17 protein-coding genes and 2 tRNA genes are annotated in these 15495 nt (G+C 66.7%); 5 read left to right on the top strand and 14 right to left on the bottom strand.

The window, feature by feature from the left end:
- Positions 1 to 15: 15 nt before the first annotated feature.
- From FAZ69_RS23080 to fdxA, 9 genes are all read right to left on the bottom strand, one after another.
- Positions 16 to 783, bottom strand: coding sequence for a DUF4088 domain-containing protein (locus tag FAZ69_RS23080; RefSeq protein ID WP_136897411.1), 768 nt, complete (start codon positions 781 to 783; stop codon positions 16 to 18).
- Positions 784 to 1041: 258 nt separating this feature from the next.
- Positions 1042 to 1365 (bottom strand): AzlD domain-containing protein, encoded by a 324-nt coding sequence (locus FAZ69_RS23075; RefSeq protein WP_136897410.1) that lies wholly within the window; start codon positions 1363 to 1365, stop codon positions 1042 to 1044.
- The gene (locus FAZ69_RS23070; protein WP_136897462.1) at positions 1362 to 2033 is read right to left on the bottom strand and encodes an AzlC family ABC transporter permease; all 672 of its coding nucleotides are present in this window, start codon (positions 2031 to 2033) and stop codon (positions 1362 to 1364) included. The genes FAZ69_RS23075 and FAZ69_RS23070 overlap by 4 nt, the downstream gene beginning before the upstream one ends.
- Positions 2034 to 2166: 133 nt before the next feature.
- Positions 2167 to 3036, bottom strand: coding sequence for a helix-turn-helix transcriptional regulator (locus FAZ69_RS23065; RefSeq protein WP_136897409.1), 870 nt, complete (start codon positions 3034 to 3036; stop codon positions 2167 to 2169).
- A gap of 30 nt (positions 3037 to 3066) precedes the next feature.
- Entirely contained in the window at positions 3067 to 3660 is a 594-nt protein-coding gene (locus FAZ69_RS23060; protein WP_136897408.1) for a DUF4865 family protein, read from the bottom strand.
- 70 nt (positions 3661 to 3730) lie between these two features.
- Positions 3731 to 4213, bottom strand: coding sequence for a CreA family protein (locus FAZ69_RS23055; protein WP_136897407.1), 483 nt, complete (start codon positions 4211 to 4213; stop codon positions 3731 to 3733).
- A gap of 144 nt (positions 4214 to 4357) precedes the next feature.
- A tRNA-Asn gene (locus tag FAZ69_RS23050) sits at positions 4358 to 4433 on the bottom strand.
- A gap of 78 nt (positions 4434 to 4511) precedes the next feature.
- Positions 4512 to 4587 (bottom strand) — tRNA-Asn (locus FAZ69_RS23045).
- Positions 4588 to 4689: 102 nt separating this feature from the next.
- Entirely contained in the window at positions 4690 to 5013 is a 324-nt protein-coding gene (gene fdxA, locus FAZ69_RS23040; protein ID WP_136897406.1) for a ferredoxin FdxA, read from the bottom strand.
- A 300-nt stretch (positions 5014 to 5313) separates the two neighbouring features.
- Between fdxA and pncB the strand changes: the two genes are divergently transcribed.
- The 5 genes from pncB to FAZ69_RS23010 all read left to right on the top strand — a co-directional run bounded on the left by pncB (position 5314) and on the right by FAZ69_RS23010 (position 11377).
- Positions 5314 to 6513: a nicotinate phosphoribosyltransferase gene (gene pncB, locus FAZ69_RS23030; RefSeq protein ID WP_136897405.1), complete on the top strand. Its 1200-nt coding sequence runs from the start codon at positions 5314 to 5316 to the stop codon at positions 6511 to 6513.
- Positions 6514 to 6636: 123 nt separating this feature from the next.
- Positions 6637 to 7299 (top strand): LutC/YkgG family protein, encoded by a 663-nt coding sequence (locus FAZ69_RS23025; protein ID WP_136897404.1) that lies wholly within the window; start codon positions 6637 to 6639, stop codon positions 7297 to 7299.
- A 72-nt stretch (positions 7300 to 7371) separates the two neighbouring features.
- Positions 7372 to 8796, top strand: a complete 1425-nt coding sequence (locus FAZ69_RS23020; RefSeq protein WP_136897461.1) for a sodium:proton antiporter — start codon at positions 7372 to 7374, stop codon at positions 8794 to 8796.
- Between the two features lie 107 nt (positions 8797 to 8903).
- A complete protein-coding gene (locus FAZ69_RS23015; RefSeq protein ID WP_136897403.1) occupies positions 8904 to 9893 on the top strand; it encodes a 2-hydroxyacid dehydrogenase in 990 nt (329 codons plus the stop codon).
- Complete coding sequence (locus tag FAZ69_RS23010) at positions 9890 to 11377, top strand: DNA recombination protein RmuC (protein ID WP_136897402.1); 1488 nt, start codon at positions 9890 to 9892, stop codon at positions 11375 to 11377. Before FAZ69_RS23015 ends, FAZ69_RS23010 begins: the two co-directional genes overlap by 4 nt.
- Positions 11378 to 11458: 81 nt before the next feature.
- On the opposite strand, the gene FAZ69_RS23005 is transcribed toward FAZ69_RS23010, so the two are convergent.
- The 5 genes from FAZ69_RS23005 to moaA form a co-directional block, all read right to left on the bottom strand.
- A complete protein-coding gene (locus FAZ69_RS23005; RefSeq protein ID WP_136897401.1) occupies positions 11459 to 11965 on the bottom strand; it encodes a GNAT family N-acetyltransferase in 507 nt (168 codons plus the stop codon).
- Positions 11965 to 12240 (bottom strand): hypothetical protein, encoded by a 276-nt coding sequence (locus FAZ69_RS23000; protein WP_136897400.1) that lies wholly within the window; start codon positions 12238 to 12240, stop codon positions 11965 to 11967. Before FAZ69_RS23000 ends, FAZ69_RS23005 begins: the two co-directional genes overlap by 1 nt.
- A 42-nt stretch (positions 12241 to 12282) precedes the next feature.
- Positions 12283 to 13605, bottom strand: a complete 1323-nt coding sequence (gene moeA, locus FAZ69_RS22995; RefSeq protein ID WP_136897399.1) for a molybdopterin molybdotransferase MoeA — start codon at positions 13603 to 13605, stop codon at positions 12283 to 12285.
- Positions 13606 to 13722: 117 nt separating this feature from the next.
- Positions 13723 to 14340, bottom strand: coding sequence for a molybdenum cofactor guanylyltransferase MobA (gene mobA / locus FAZ69_RS22990; RefSeq protein ID WP_136897398.1), 618 nt, complete (start codon positions 14338 to 14340; stop codon positions 13723 to 13725).
- 23 nt (positions 14341 to 14363) lie between these two features.
- The gene (moaA, locus tag FAZ69_RS22985; RefSeq protein WP_136897397.1) at positions 14364 to 15467 is read right to left on the bottom strand and encodes a GTP 3',8-cyclase MoaA; all 1104 of its coding nucleotides are present in this window, start codon (positions 15465 to 15467) and stop codon (positions 14364 to 14366) included.
- Between the last annotated feature and the right edge of the window lie 28 nt (positions 15468 to 15495).

Genomic DNA, 15495 nt, shown 5'->3' with positions numbered 1-15495 from the left:
GGGTGTGGATGCGCTTCAGCGCGTCCGGCGCTGTTCGGCCTGCTGCGGCTGGCGCGGCGCCATGAAGAAATTGCGCAGCCAGCTGGCCATGCGCGAAAAGATGTCGTCGGGCTCTTCGACGAAGATCTCCGGCTTGAGCAGCCGCAGGAATTCCATCATCTGCTGCGCCTCCTGCTTCTGGAACGAGCCGTGCGCGAGGCCGAGCTTGAGCAGCCCGCGCAGTTCCCCGAGCTTCTCGCGCGCGGTGCTGCCCGTGCTCATCTCGCAGGCGATCTTCGCTTCATAGACGCGCTGCCGCAGCGATTCCGCCAGCCGCCATGCGGGCGTCTGCATCATTTCCTCGAGCGTCTGGATGTCCTGCGCGGCGGCCTTGATCTGCGCCGAGAGCGGGTCGATCAGCGCCTGGTCGCCGCCCGCCTCGTTGACGATCGCCGACGCCCACTCGCGGCAGGCCTTGGCGAGCTCGTCGGGTGTCCACTCCGAGCGCACCGCGAAGCCGAAGCCGAATTCGGTGGCCTGCCGCATCAGGATCGCCACGACGTCGGGAAACTCCTTGTCGAGCGTGCGCTTGGCCCAGGCATACTGGCCGCCTTGCAGCATCCGCGACACGGCGTTCTCGGTCAACGGCACCATGTTGTCGAGCAGCTTGGCGCGCAGGAAGTCCTCGAACGACGGCGTCGCGAATTGCGGGTCGAGCTTCAGCGACACGCGCACGAAGGCCTCGAAGTCCTTGCGCAGCGACGTGATGGTGTCGTCCTTCAGTGTGAGGGTGATCTGACCCATGTGTAGTCCCGATGGCGCGTCGTGCGCGGGATTCCTGCCGCCTCGCGCGAACTTCGGCGCGGCGGCGCGGATTCCCGATGCGCGTCCGGCTGTCAGCCTCCCCGTGCCGAACGGCGTTGCGCGTGCGGCGCCCGTAATCCATTGCGGATCGCGTTTTGCGGCGGCGCGGCAAAGCCGGTGTCCGCCGATAAACGCATCTCGTCTATTTATCGGCGGACCGGGGCGGAACTTGAGGCAAATTAATCGTATGTAACGGCCCTAGCGCAGCACGACGCCTTGCCAGAGGAAGAACACCGCCAGACCGGCGGCGATCGTCACGAGCGGCCGGCGCGTCGCGATGCAGACCGCGCACGACGCCAGCGCGCCGACGAGCTGCGGATTGCGCCAGGTCAGCTCGGGGCTGCCGCCGTGCGGCGAGACGGCCATCGGCACGATGATCGCGGTCAGCACGGTGACCGGCACGAAGCTGAGCGCGGTGCGCACGAGGGGCGGGAAGGCGATGCGGTCGCCGAGCACGAACACCGTCGAGCGGATCACATAGGTGATCAGCGTCATCCCGAGAATCAGGAAAACGTAGCTCATTGCGCTACTCCCGCAGCGCGCGAGCGCACCAGACTCGCGTGTGACAGCACGACGCCGGCCGCGACGCCCGCGGCCACGGCGGCGAGCAGGCCGAGCTTGTACGGCCAGTCCTGAAACACGCAGGCGAGGACGCCCGCGGTCGCCGCCGCCGCGATGAAGCGCAGCGCGACGAGTTGCGGGATCACGATGGCGATGAAGGTCGTGACCATCGCGAAATCGAGCCCGAGCGACTGCAGCCGGGGGAAGGCGGCGCCGAACAGCAGGCCGGCTAGCGTCCAGGCTTGCCAGTTCAGGTACATGGCGACGCCCGCGCCGAGGAAGTAGTGCGGGCCGGTCGCGCCGGGCGGCTTGTGCCGGTAGTGCGCGTAGGCGACGGCGAAGACCTCGTCGGTGAGCAGCGCGCCGAGCGTCCAGCGCCAGCGCGCGGGCAGATGGGCGACGTAGGGCGCGAGCGTCGCGCTGTAGAGCACGTGCCGCAGGTTGACGATCAGCGTCGTGGCGAGCACGACCGCGAAGCTCGCGTGGCTCGCGATCAGACCGAGCGCGATGAACTGGGCAGAGCCGGCAAACACCGACAGCGACATCAACTGGCCGTGCCACGGCGAGAGCGGGCCGGACGTGACGAGCGTGCCGAAAATCACGCCGAACGGCGCTGCGCCGACCATCATCGGGATGATGTCGCGCGCGCCGTCGGCGAATTCGTTCAATGGGCGGGGTTGATCCAAGATGTCCTCCTCGAGCGAGGGAGGATAGCGGGGGCGCCCGAGCGGGTCTTGTACGTTCTTGCGCTTGGCGCTGCCGTTATGGCGATTGCCAGCGCCCCGGCGGCACGCCGAACATGCGGCGGAAATGACGCGTGAAGTGGCTCTGGTCGGTAAAGCCGCTCGCCGCGGCGACCTCCGCCACCGAGACGCCCGCGCGCAGCGGGCCGAGCGCGCGCTGCAGGCGGACCTGGTTGCGCCATGCGTGGGGCGCAAGGCCAGTCGCGCGCGTGAAGAGCCGCGCGGCGTGGAAGGCCGACAGGTCCACCGCCTGGGCCAGTTCGGTCAGCGTGAGGGGCTCGGCGAGATCGGCGGTAAGCCGTGCCTTCATGGTCTCGATGCGCGGATTGTCCGCCGCGAGCCGCGCTGGTTGCGGGTCGGTGGAGGCGTGGCGGACGATCAGCGTCGAGATCGCGTCGATCAGGGCGGCTTCGGCGGCAAGCGGATCGCCGCCCCGCGGATCGCCGCCCGGCGGATGGCCGCCCCGCGGATCGCCGCCGGCTTCGAGCAGCCGGTGCGCACGCAGGACACGGCGCGCCAGATCGGGGTCGCGGATGGTCTCGGCCGGAAACCACGGCAGCGGCTGCGGTCGTCCGGCGATGTCATCGGCGAGCCGCTGCACGAAATCGACCGGCACATAGCCGACGCGATACCGCCACCCGTCCTCGGTGGCGCGCGAGCCCGTATGCAGCTCGCCCGGGTTGATGACCGGCACCGTGCCGGTCTCGGCGACGTGCAGCGAGCCCCGGTAGTCGTACATCTCCGCGCCCGCTTCGATGACGGGGATCGTGTACGCGTCGTGCCAGTGCGGCGCGAATTCGTGATCGAGGTATTCGGCCGTCACCATGTCGGCGCCCGGCAGGAGCGGGGTGCGCCAGTAGCGGACGGAATTGCGAAAGCGTGTGTTCATGGCGTCGACGCGGATCGGTTCATTCGTCGCTCATTCGTCGTTAATGGGCTGAAGCGCCTGCCACTCCGGCGTCGACACATGCAGCACCTCGTAGCGTGCGGCCGTGGCGGAGTGGGCGATATCGGCGCCGGCCCACAGCTCGGTGCGCACTGCCGTCCAGGTGCCGGCCTCGAGCGACACGGCTCGCGCCAGCAGTCCGGCTTCGTCGATGCGTGCGAGATGGAGCTCGGTTTCGTCGGCGGCCCATCCCGCGAGGTCGATGCCGGGCCGCAGCGCAATCCGCTCGACGGTCATGCTGCGCGCCGCGCGAAACACGCTCTCGTCGGCCGTCAGGTGCAGGGCGGTGACGATCCCCTGGAACACGGCGGGGCGTCCGAACGACTGCACGACGCCGTCGAACTTCGGGCCCAGCAGGAAATCGCGCGTGGCGAACGGCTGCGTCCAGATGTAGAACGGCGCGTATTCGTTGACGTGCGCGCCCGACTCGCGCTCGCGGATGAGAAACGCCTTGAAGCCAAGCCCCGCCAGCGTGTCGAACGGCGCGTGCCGTTCGGCGACGCGGTGCCGGATGATCGACATGTCGTAGTCCGCCGGAAGCGTGATCGGATAGTGCAGCGTGAGCATGGGTGGCCCTCCGGTTGCTTGGTCGTCCAGTGTAGAGCAGAGGGCGCGTCGTTGCTGAGGGTAGGCCGGCCTACCTGACGGGGATCGTCACGCCGGCCGGCATCGGCACTGCGGTGACGCTGTTTTTCGCGCTGCCGGACACGACCCGGTCGCTGTAGGTCAGATAGACGAGCGTATTGCGTTTCGCGTCGACGATCCGCACCACATGCAGGGTCTTGAAGATCAGCGACATGCGCTCGGTGAACACGTCGGTCTGCTGCTTGAGCGGCTGGGCGATCGTGACCGGGCCGACCTGGCGGCAGGCGATCGACGCCTCGGTCGGGTCTTCGGCCACGCCGAGCGTGCCCTTGATCCCGCCCGTGCGTGCGCGCGACACATAGCAGGTGACGCCGGCGACGAGCGGATCGTCGTACGCCTCGACGACGACGCGGTCGGACCCGGTGATGCGAAAGTTCGTGTTGACGCTCGCGACTTCCTCGCTGTGCGCGAAAGGGATGGCGAGCATCAAGGCGAGGGCGCTGCTGATGGACGGCAAGAGCAAGTGGCGTTTCATGAGGGAATCTGTGAGGAGAGCGGAGGCGTGATGCGCGCCACAGTACCACACCGGGTAACTCGGAATGGGAGGGCAAGCGAGGCGCACTGCGCGCGCCGCAAATGCAAAAAGGCCCGTCATTGCTGACGGGCCTTTTTATGCTCTTGGCTCCCCGACCTGGGCTCGAACCAGGGACCTACGGATTAACAGTCCGGCGCTCTACCGACTGAGCTATCGGGGAACAGCTGCTACTCACACTTTACGTAAAAAGGCCCGTCATCGATAACGGGCCTTCAGGCATCCTGCTCTGCAATGTATTTGGCTCCCCGACCTGGGCTCGAACCAGGGACCTACGGATTAACAGTCCGGCGCTCTACCGACTGAGCTATCGGGGAACAACAACAGCAGAGAAGCGAGATTCTATGGGCTGCGGCCCAACCTGTCAACACCCAACGATCATCTCATTGATAAGGGCGGGGCTGGCAGGGTCTGCGGGCTTAGCGCTCGAGCAGGTTGAGCTTGTCCTTCACGTCTTTCCACTCGTCGGCTTCCGGCAGCGGAGCCTTGGTCTTGGTGATGCTCGGCCAACCCTTTGCGAGTTCCGCATTGAGCGCCGTGAAATGCTGTTGATCACCGGGGACGTCTTCCTCGGCGTAGATCGCGTTCACCGGGCATTCGGCGACGCAGACGGCGCAGTCGATGCATTCATCGGGGTCGATCGCGAGGAAGTTGGGACCTTCGCGAAAGCAGTCCACCGGGCATACGTCGACGCAATCGGTGTAGCGGCATTTGATGCAGCTTTCGGTCACAACGTGAGTCATTCAAGCTCCTGCACTCAGGGGAGAGATATTGGTGGGGAGGCGGATTGCCAAAAAAGCTATTGTAGCGTAACGGCTAAAACCACATGCAATTGCGTTCCCCGGGTCTTTTATACCGATTGGTGATTAGTTTATGTGACGGTTTGCGCAGTCGGGGCGGACCGGCAGGGACGCCGGGTTGCGCCGTGCTCCGGCCCGCATTCGGGTAACATGGCTGGAAAGCCGGGTCGCGGGCGGCGCTCGAAGAGGAAGAGGCGCCGAGCCGGGCAATCTGGTCCGAACGTTCGCAGTCCGGTTGAAATCATGATCATTACTTCGCTGCTCGACACCGATCTGTACAAGTTCACGATGATGCAGGTCGTGCTGCATCATTTTCCCGCCGCCAACGTGGAGTACCGGTTCCGGTGCCGCACGCCGGGGGTGAATCTCGTGCCGTATATCGACGAGATCCACGGCGAGATCAAGAAGCTCTGCGAACTGCGCTTCGCCGGCGACGAGCTCGACTACCTGCGCCGGATGCGCTTCATCAAGAGCGATTTCGTCGATTTCCTCGCGCTCTTTCACCTGAACGAAAAGTACATCTCCATCAAGCCGTCGGAGAAGGGCAACGGCGAGATCGACATTGAGATCAAGGGTCCGTGGCTGCACACGATCCTGTTCGAGATTCCCGTGCTCGCGATCGTCAACGAGGTGTACTTCCGCAATACGCAAAAGCATCCCGACTACGCGAGCGGCCGCGAGCGGCTGCGCGACAAGATCGTGCTGCTCGGCGCGCGCCCCGAGTTCGCGGACTGCAAGATCGCCGACTACGGCACGCGCCGGCGCTTCTCGAAGACGTGGCACGAAGAGGTGATCCTCACGCTGAAGGAAGGCATTCCCGATCAGTTTACCGGCACGAGCAACGTCTTCTACGCGAGGAAGCACGGCCTGACGCCGCTCGGCACGATGGCGCACGAGTACCTGCAGGCGTGCCAGGCGCTCGGCCCGCGCCTGCGCGACTCGCAGATCTACGGCTTCGAGATGTGGGCGAAGGAGTATCGCGGCGACCTCGGCATCGCGCTCTCCGATGTCTATGGTATGCAGGCGTTCCTGCGCGATTTCGACATGTATTTCTGCAAGCTTTTCGACGGCGCGCGCCACGACTCGGGCGATCCGTTCGACTGGGGCGAGCGCCTGCTGCGCCACTACGAAGAAAACCGGTGCGACCCGCGCACCAAGGTGCTCGTGTTCTCCGACGCGCTCGATATTCCCAAGGTGCTGCAGCTCTACGAGCGTTTTCGCGGGCGCTGCCGGCTCGCGTTCGGCGTCGGCACGAATCTCACCAACGATCTCGGCTACGACCCGTTGCAGATCGTCATCAAGATGGTCCGCTGCAACGGCCAGCCGGTCGCGAAGCTGTCCGATTCGCCGGGCAAGAACATGTGCGACGACAAGGCCTATCTCGCCTATCTGCGCCAGGTGTTCGGCATCGAAACGCCGGCCGAGGACGACTGCGGGAAGTAAGCCGCGCGGCGCGCCCGCATCGGCATCCGGCCGATGCGAAACCGGCGCCGAAGCGGCGCTCGGGCCGAGAGGCGCTCGGTATAATCGCGTCTGTCACGAACGGCATCGTCAAAAGGATCGCACATGGATACATCGGCCGCCCGCCGCAATATCCTGGCGCGCATACGCGCTGCCCAGGGCCGACCGGCGCAACCCGACGCTGCCGAACGCGAAGCGGCGGCCGACTATCTCGCGCGGCATCCCGAAGGGCCGCGTCCGCCGATGCCGGACGATCTCGTCGCGCGCTTCATCGCAGAGGCCCGGCAGCTGTCGACCACGATCGATGAAGTCGCGTCGATCGACGAGGCGCCTGCGGCGGCGCATCGCTATCTGTCCGAGCATGGCCTGCCGGCCACGGCCATCGCCTGGCAGACGCTCGAAGGCTTGCCCTGGGGCGCAGCGGGCCTCGCGGTCGAGTTCCGCAAGCCGCAAGACGCCGATCTCGTCGGCATCACCGGCTGCTTCTGCGCGACGGCGGAGACGGGCTCGCTCGTGCTGCTGTCGGGGCCGCAAACCTACGCCTCGGCGGGCCTTCTGCCGGAGACGCATATCGCGATCGTGCCGGCGTCGCGCATCGTCGCGGGCCACGAAGAGGCGTTCGCGCTGATCCGCGCCGAACGCGGCGAGCTGCCGCGCGCGGTCAATTTCGTGTCGGGGCCGTCGCGCACCGGCGACATCGAACAGACCATCGTCCTTGGCGCGCATGGGCCGTACCGCGTGCACGTGATCATCGTGCGCGGCGCTTGAGCCGGTCCGATGTCGCTGGATGAAACCAACCGGCCGGTCTCCAAGGCCATCCTCAAGATCAAGAGTGGAAACATGAAACGGCTTGCCGCATCGGCGTGCATGGCGCTGGTTGTGCTGTCGGGTGTCTGGCCCGCCGTCGCAGCGGCCGCGACTGTCGACGGCGCCACGCTGTCGGCGCTCTGGAGTGTCCCGTTCGCGGGCATCCTGCTGTCGATCGCGATTTTTCCGCTCGTCGCGCCGATCTTTTGGCACGACCACTTCGGCAAGATCGCCGCCGCGTGGGGCGCGCTGTTCCTCGTGCCGTTCGGCTTCGCCTTTGGCTCGGGCGCCGCGCTCGGCACGCTCGCGCACGCGCTGCTCGAGGAATACGTGCCGTTCATCGTGCTCTTGACCGCGCTCTATACGATCGCCGGCGGCATCTGCGTGCGCGGCAACCTGCACGGCTCGCCGAAGCTCAACACGGCCATTCTCGCGCTCGGCACCGTGCTTGCGAGCATCATGGGCACGACGGGTGCGGCGATGCTGCTGATCCGGCCGCTTCTGCGCGCGAACGACAATCGCAAGCATGTCGTGCATGTCGTCGTGTTCTTCATCTTTCTCGTGGCTAACGCGGGTGGCTCGCTGTCGCCGCTTGGCGATCCGCCGCTCTTCCTCGGCTTTCTCAACGGCGTGAGCTTCTTCTGGACGACGCAGCATCTCGCGCTGCCGATGCTGTTCATCTGTGTCGTGCTGCTCGCGCTGTTCTATGCGCTCGACGCGTATTACTTCCATTGCCAAAGCGAAGAGCGCTCGCCGTTTCTCGATCCGACGCCCGATACGCACGGCATGTCGATCGAGGGCAAGATCAACTTCGTGCTGCTGGCCATGGTGATCGGACTCGTGCTGATGAGCGGCATGTGGAAGCCGGGCATCGATTTCAACGTGCTCGGCACGCACGTCGCGCTGCAGAATGCGGTGCGCGACGCGGCGCTGATCGTGCTGACGCTGGGGTCGCTCGCGTTGACGCCGCGCGCCGCGCGCGCGGGCAACGCCTTCAACTGGGCGCCGATCGAAGAGGTGGCGAAGCTCTTCGCGGGCATCTTCGTGACGATCGCGCCCGTCATCATGATTCTGCGCGCCGGACCTGACGGCGCGTTCGCGCGCGTGACGAGCCTCGTCACCGATGCGCACGGCCAGCCGATCGACGCGATGTACTTTTGGGCGACGGGTCTTTTATCGTCGTTCCTCGACAACGCGCCGACCTATCTCGTGTTTTTCAACCTCGCGGGCGGCCATGCGCCGACGCTCATGACCACCGGCGCGACCACGCTCGCCGCGATTTCCGCCGGCGCGGTCTTCATGGGCGCGAACAGCTACATCGGCAACGCGCCGAACTTCATGGTGAAGGCGATCGCCGAATCGCGCGGCGTGCGGATGCCAGGTTTCTTCGCCTACCTGTTGTGGTCGGGCGCGGTGCTGGTGCCCGTGTTCCTGGTGACGACGTGGCTATTTTTTTGACGTGACGTGCGGTGTTCCGGCCCTGGTGGCCCGACGGCCCGGCGGCGCGGTTTGGGTTGATCGCGCGCGGCGCTTTCATGGCGCGGCGCGCTCATCGGAGACAAGCAATGCAGAAGATCCTGGTCGCGCGTCCGATTTTTCCGGACGTGATCGAGCGGCTCAAGCAGCATTTCGACGTGGACTGGAATCAGGGCGAGGTGCTGTCGGCCACCGAGCTGGCGCAGCGTCTCGCCGACAAGGACGGCGCACTGACCGCGGGCGACCCGGTCGGCGCGGCGGCTATCGCGGCGGCACCGCGCCTGCGCGTGGTGTCGAACATGGCGGTCGGCTTCAACAACTTCGACATGGCGGCGTTCAACGCGGCGAACGTGCTCGGCACCAACACGCCGGAGGTGCTCAACGAATCGACGGCCGATTTCGGCTGGGCGCTGATGATGGCGGCGGCGCGCCGCGTGACCGAATCGGAGCATTGGCTGCGTGCCGGCAAGTGGCAGAAGTGGGCGTACGACGGCTTCCTCGGCAGCGACATCCATGGCTCGACGCTTGGCATCATCGGCATGGGCCGCATCGGTCAGGCGCTCGCGCGCCGCGCGCGCGGCTTCAACATGCGCGTGATCTACCACAACCGCTCACGCGTGGCGCCGCAGATCGAGGCGGAGCTGGATGCCGAGTATGTCTCGAAGGAGCAGCTGTTGAAGCGCGCCGATCACGTCGTCCTGGTGCTTCCGTACACGGCCGAGAACCACCACACGATCGGCGCGGCCGAGCTCGCGCTGATGAAGCCGGCCGCGACGCTCACCAACATCGCGCGCGGCGGCATCGTCGACGACGCGGCGCTCGCCGAAGCCTTGCGCGCGAAGCGCATCGGCGCGGCCGGCCTCGACGTGTACGAAGGCGAGCCGCGCGTCAATCCCGCGTTGCTCTCGGTGCCGAACGTCGTGCTGACGCCGCATATCGCGAGCGCGACCGAAGCGACGCGCCGCGCGATGGCGAACCTCGCCGCGGACAACCTGATCGCCGCATTGGGCGAGGGGCCGCGCGCGGGTAATCCGCCGAATCCGATCAATCCCGAAGTCATCGGCAGGGCGCGCGCATGACGACGATTCTGGTGATCGCCGTCGCGGTTCTCGCGGTGGCGCTGGCGATCGCGCTCGCAATGCTGATGAAGGGCGCGGGCCGGGCGAACGGGCACGCGCTCGCGGAGCTCGGCGAGCAGATGTCCGAAGGGGCCGAGAAGCAGGCGCGCGCGTACGAGCGTCTCGAGCGCGAAGTGCGCGGCGAGATTGCCGAGAGCGCTCGCCAGTCGCGCACCGAGCTGGGCACGCGTTTCGCCGAGATTCAGCAACTGCTTGCCGCGCAGCTCACGAGCATGGCGACGGTGCAGAACAACAAGATCGAGGACTTCGCCTTGCGCCTTGGTCAACTGACCGAAAGCAATGGCAAGCAGCTCGACGCGGTGCGCGAGAGTCTGCAACAGCAGGCGCAGCAGGCGCGCGAAGAGCAGGGCGTCACGCTCAAGCGCTTCGGCGAAACGCTCTCGACACAGCTCGTCCAACTCACCGAATCGAACGACAAGCGCTTTGCCGAAGTGCGCGCGACGATCGAGCAGCGCCTGAAGGACATCGAAGCCAACAACGCGACCAAGCTCGAAGAGATGCGCCGCACCGTCGACGAGAAGCTGCATGCGACGCTCGAGCAGCGCCTCGGCGAGTCGTTCAAGCTCGTCTCGGACCGGCTCGAGCAGGTGCATCGCGGGCTCGGCGAGATGCAGACGCTGGCGGCCGGCGTCGGCGACTTGAAGAAGGTGCTGACCAACGTGAAGACGCGCGGCACCTGGGGCGAAGTGCAGCTCGAAGCGCTGCTCGAGCAGATGCTGACGCCGGACCAGTACGCGAAGAACGTCGCGACGGTGCCCAAGAGCAGCGAGCGCGTCGAGTTCGCGATCAAGCTGCCGGGGCGCGAGGAGAGCGCGGACGGGAAGGGCGCGACGGCGCCGGTCTGGCTGCCGATCGACGCCAAGTTTCCGCGCGAGGACTACGAACGCCTGGTCGATGCGCAGGACCGCGCCGATCCGGTCGCGGTCGAAGAAGCCTCGCGCGCGCTCGAGACGCGCGTGCGCAACGAGGCGCGCACGATCGCCGAGAAATACATTGCGCCGCCGCACACGACCGATTTCGCGCTGCTGTTCCTGCCGACCGAAGGTCTCTACGCGGAGATCCTGCGCCGCCCCGGCCTGACCGACCTGCTGCAGCGCGACTACCGCGTGACGATCGCCGGGCCGACGACGCTCACTGCCTTGCTCAACAGTCTGCAGATGGGCTTCAGGACGCTCGCGATCGAGAAGCGCTCGAGCGAAGTCTGGCAGGTGCTCGGCGCGGTGAAGACGGAGTTCGGCAAGTTCGGCGACGTGCTGGCGAAGACGAAGTCGCAGCTCGAGACGGTCACGCGCTCGATCGAGCAGGCGGAAGTGCGCACGCGCGCGATGAACCGCAAGCTGCGCGACGTCGAGGCGCTGCCCGGGGAGCAGGCAAGCGGCCTGCTGGGCGATGCATATTCGAATGCGGAAACCGAAGAGCCCTGAAACGCCAGGGCAATCGCGGATAGTGACAGGCCGGGCGCTCCCCCGGCCTTTTTTTGTCGACCCGAGTTGGCGCTTTAGCGCTTACTCGGGTCCCATGCTACGCGATGCCTCGCCGCTGGCGAGTTGGGCAAGCGCGTCGCCTGTCATGCGGACGATGCGCCAATCGGGCAGCACGGTCGCGCCCATCTTCTCGTAGAAATCGATCGCGTTCTGATTCCAGTCGAGCACCGTCCACTCGAAGCGGCCGCATTGACGCTCGATCGCCATGGCCGCGAGCCGCTGCAGCATCGCGCGGCCGAGACCGCTGCCGCGCTGCGACGGCTGCACGTACAGGTCTTCGAGATACAAGCCGCGTCGGCCAAGAAAGGTCGAGAAATTGTGGAAGAAGAGCGCATAGCCGACGATCTTGCCGCCGGCTTCCGCCACCAGCGCCTCCGCAGCGGGCCGCTCGCCGAACAGTGCATCGCGCACGCCGGCCTCGGTCGCGACGAACAGGTGCGTGAGCTTTTCGAATTCGGCCAGCTCCAGCATCAGCGCGAAGATCGAGCCGACGTCGGCAGGCGTCGCGGGACGGATCACCGCGCTCATCAGGCTTCCTCGGGCACGTCGGAGAGCACGATCTCGATGCCGCCGAAGCGCGACGCCACCCAGTTGTAGGCATGGCAGGCAATCCACAGCAGCACGAAACCGAGGATCGCGTTCAGGATCAGCGCGCTGAAGATCGTGCTCAGCTCCACCGAGCCGAAGCGGATGAACGCCACGAGAATGCCGAGCAGCACGATCGGCACGCTGAACGTCAGGTAGACGAGGATGAGCGCTTTGGCGGTCTGCCCGGCCGCGATCGACGAGATTTGTTTTTTCATTGCGTGAAGCCCCGTAAAAATGGTGATTCTAAAGTCGATGATTCAGATGAGCCCGTCAAAGGGCATGATGTCGACGGCTTCCCCTGTGTCGACGTCGGTTCGATCGTGTGCCAGCACGATAAAGCAATTGGCTTCGCTCATCGAGCTCAAGACCCCTGAGCTCTGCGAGCGGGTCGGCGCAACGCGCCAGCGGCCGTCCGGGCCGCGCGTGGCGACGCCGCGCAGGAACTCGGTGCGGCCTGCGCGTTTCCCGAGCGGCTGCGTGCTCGAGGCGGCAATCAAAAGCGGCGCTTGGGATTCGGCCCCCGACATCGCGACGAGCGCTTCGCGCACGATCTGGTAGAACGTGACCATCACCGCCACCGGGTTGCCCGGCAAGCCGAAAAAGAGCGCCGGGCGCCCTTCGCCGGAACGTCCGCCGGACCAGATGCGGCCGAACGCGAGCGGGCGGCCGGGGCGCATCGCGAGACTCCAGAACGCGACATCGCCGAACGTCTGCAGCATCTTGCGCGTGAAATCCGCCTCGCCGACCGACACGCCGCCCGAGGTCAGCACCACGTCGGCGCTTTCCGCCGCCGATCGCAGCGCCGCTTCGAGCGCGGCGGGCTCGTCGCGGACCACGCCGAGATCGAGCGTGTCGACGTTCAGGCGCTCGAGCATCGCGAAGAGCGTATAGCGATTGCTGTCGTAGACGCAGCCCGTGGGCAGAGGCTCGCCGATCGAGCGCAGCTCGTCGCCGGTCGACATGAACGCGACGCGCAGACGCCGCCGCACCGTCACTTCGCCGATGCCGAGCGACGCCAGCAACCCGAGGTCCGACGCGCGCAGCACGCGGCCTGTCTGCAGCGCGGACTGCCCTTTGGCAAGATCCTCGCCAGCATGGCGGCAATTCGCGCCGCGCGCGAAGCGCTGGGCCTCGAAGCTAATACGTTCGTTTTGCCCGCGTGTGACGAATTCTTGAGGAACGACGGTGTCGCAGCCCGAGGGCATCGCCGCGCCCGTCATGATGCGTACGCATTCGCCAGCGGCGATTGCATGCTCGAACGGGTGGCCGGCGAACGCCTGGCCTGCGACGCGCAGCGTCAGTAGCGGCTCGCCCTCTGGCGGAGCATTGCCGGCGAGGGTGGCAAGCACTGCGCCGTCGAACGCGTAGCCGTCCATGGCGGAGTTGTCGTGCGCGGGAACGTCGATCGGGGAGGCGATGTTCTCCGCCAGCACCCGGTTCAGCGCGGAGCGCAGCGCGACCCGCTCGGTCGTTGCGACCGGCGTCGCCCATTGGCGCACGATCGCCTGCGCGCCGTGAACCGGCATCGCGTTGGGATCGAATTGGGCGATACAGCTGGAAAGATCGTTGAGCGTGGTCATCGGTGGTGAGGCGCCGCTTGCGGCTTTGCTTTCATGCCGCGTCTGCGGCGGCGCCGGGCGCTGGCGGTGCGAATCGGATCGGGGGCGCACGGCGGAGCATGGCGGCGGGCGAACACTTCACGCGCGCTCTAGGTCGGCGAGTTCCTGCAAAGAGTTGACATTGTAAAACGCACCCTCATTGCTAAAACCCACTTCGACTGTCATGTGGCGCGCGTACCACGCGCGAACCTTGCGTCCGCCGCCATCCAGGTAGGCGGCGAGGTCGTCGGCGAGTGACGTGCGCAGGAGCGCGAAAACGGGGTGAATCGACGGCTCGCTCCGATCGCCGCCCGTCGTGACGGTCGCGATGTCGGCCCGGTTTGCGTCAAGGGGGGCGGCCAGGCAGGTCGCGAGATCCGCTGGGAGATACGGCGAATCGCACGGCGCGCAGAGCACGAGTTCGGTGCACGCGGCGCGCAGCCCCGCGAGGATGCCGGCCAGCGGCCCGGAAAAGTCGCTCGACGCATCGGCGACGACCGTCGCGCCAAACGGCGCGCCGAGCGCCTGATAGGCGTCGAGATGGCGGTTTGCGCTGATGACGAGGTCGCTCGTCTGCAAAGCGATGCGTCTCGCCACGTGCAGCGCGAGCGGTTCGCCGTGCAGCAGCTGCAATCCCTTGTCGACGCCGCCCATGCGCATGCCGCGTCCGCCTGCGAGGATCAGGCCGGTGATGCGGCGGGTGTCGGGGGAGGTCATCGGGCGGTGTCGCGCGGTGTGCCCTAGCCGCCGATGTACGACATCTCGACGCGATGCGCGCCCAGCTCTTGCGCCGCAGCGCTGCCGCGCAGCTGCGAGTAGCGGTCGTCGCGCGCCTGCCAGATATGGGCGATCGCGGAGGCAATATCGGCATCGGTGGCGCCGCTGCGCAGCATCGCGCGCAGATCGTGGCCCGCCGACGCGAACAGGCACAAGTACAGCTTGCCTTCGGTCGACAGCCGCGCGCGCGTGCAAGCGCCGCAAAAAGCACGCGTGACGCTCGAAATGACGCCGATCTCGCCGCCGCCGTCCGCGTATCCCCAGCGCTGCGCGGTTTCCGCCGCGCTGTGCGCCTCGAGCGGCACGAGCGGGAAATGCTCGGCGACGCGCGCGACGACTTCGGCCGACGGCAGCACTTCCGCCATGTTCCAGCCGTTCGAGGTGCCGACGTCCATGTATTCGATGAAGCGCAGCACGACGCCCGAGCCCTTGAAGTGCCGCGCCATCGGCAGGATCTCGCCGTCGTTGGTGCCGCGCTTGACGACCATGTTCACCTTGAGCGGCGCGAGCCCCGCTGCCTGCGCCGCGGCGATGCCGTCGAGCACGTTGGAAGCCGAATAGCCGGCGTCGTTCATGCGCTGGAAGAGGGCGTCGTCGAGGGCGTCGAGGCTGACGGTGACGCGCGTGAGGCCGGCGTCCTTGAGCGCGCGGGCTTTGCGCTCGAGCAGCGAGCCGTTGGTCGTGAGCGTCAGGTCGAGGGGACGTCCGTCCGGCGTGGTCAGCGTCGCGAGCCGTTCGATCAGGTGCTCGAGGTTCTTGCGCAGCAGCGGCTCGCCGCCCGTGAGCCGGATCTTCTCGACGCCGTGCGCGACGAAAAGCCGCGCCAGCCGCTCGATTTCCTCGAAGCTCAGGAGGGCGGCGTGCGGCAGGAACGGGTAGTCCTTGTCGAAGACCGCGCGCGGCATGCAGTAGACGCAGCGGAAGTTGCAGCGGTCCGTCACCGAAATGCGCAGGTCGCGCAGGGGCCGCGCCAGCGTATCGGCGAGCGCGCCGGTCGGCGCGAGCGTGACCGCCGGAACGGCGGGCATGGCGCTGACCTCGGCAACAGGGATGATGCGTCGCTGCATGATGATCGATGGGGACGTTAGACCATCA

Source organism: Trinickia terrae, assembly GCF_005144415.1.
Lineage (GTDB): Bacteria > Pseudomonadota > Gammaproteobacteria > Burkholderiales > Burkholderiaceae > Trinickia_A > Trinickia_A terrae.
This window is presented reverse-complemented; position numbering and strand designations above follow the sequence as displayed.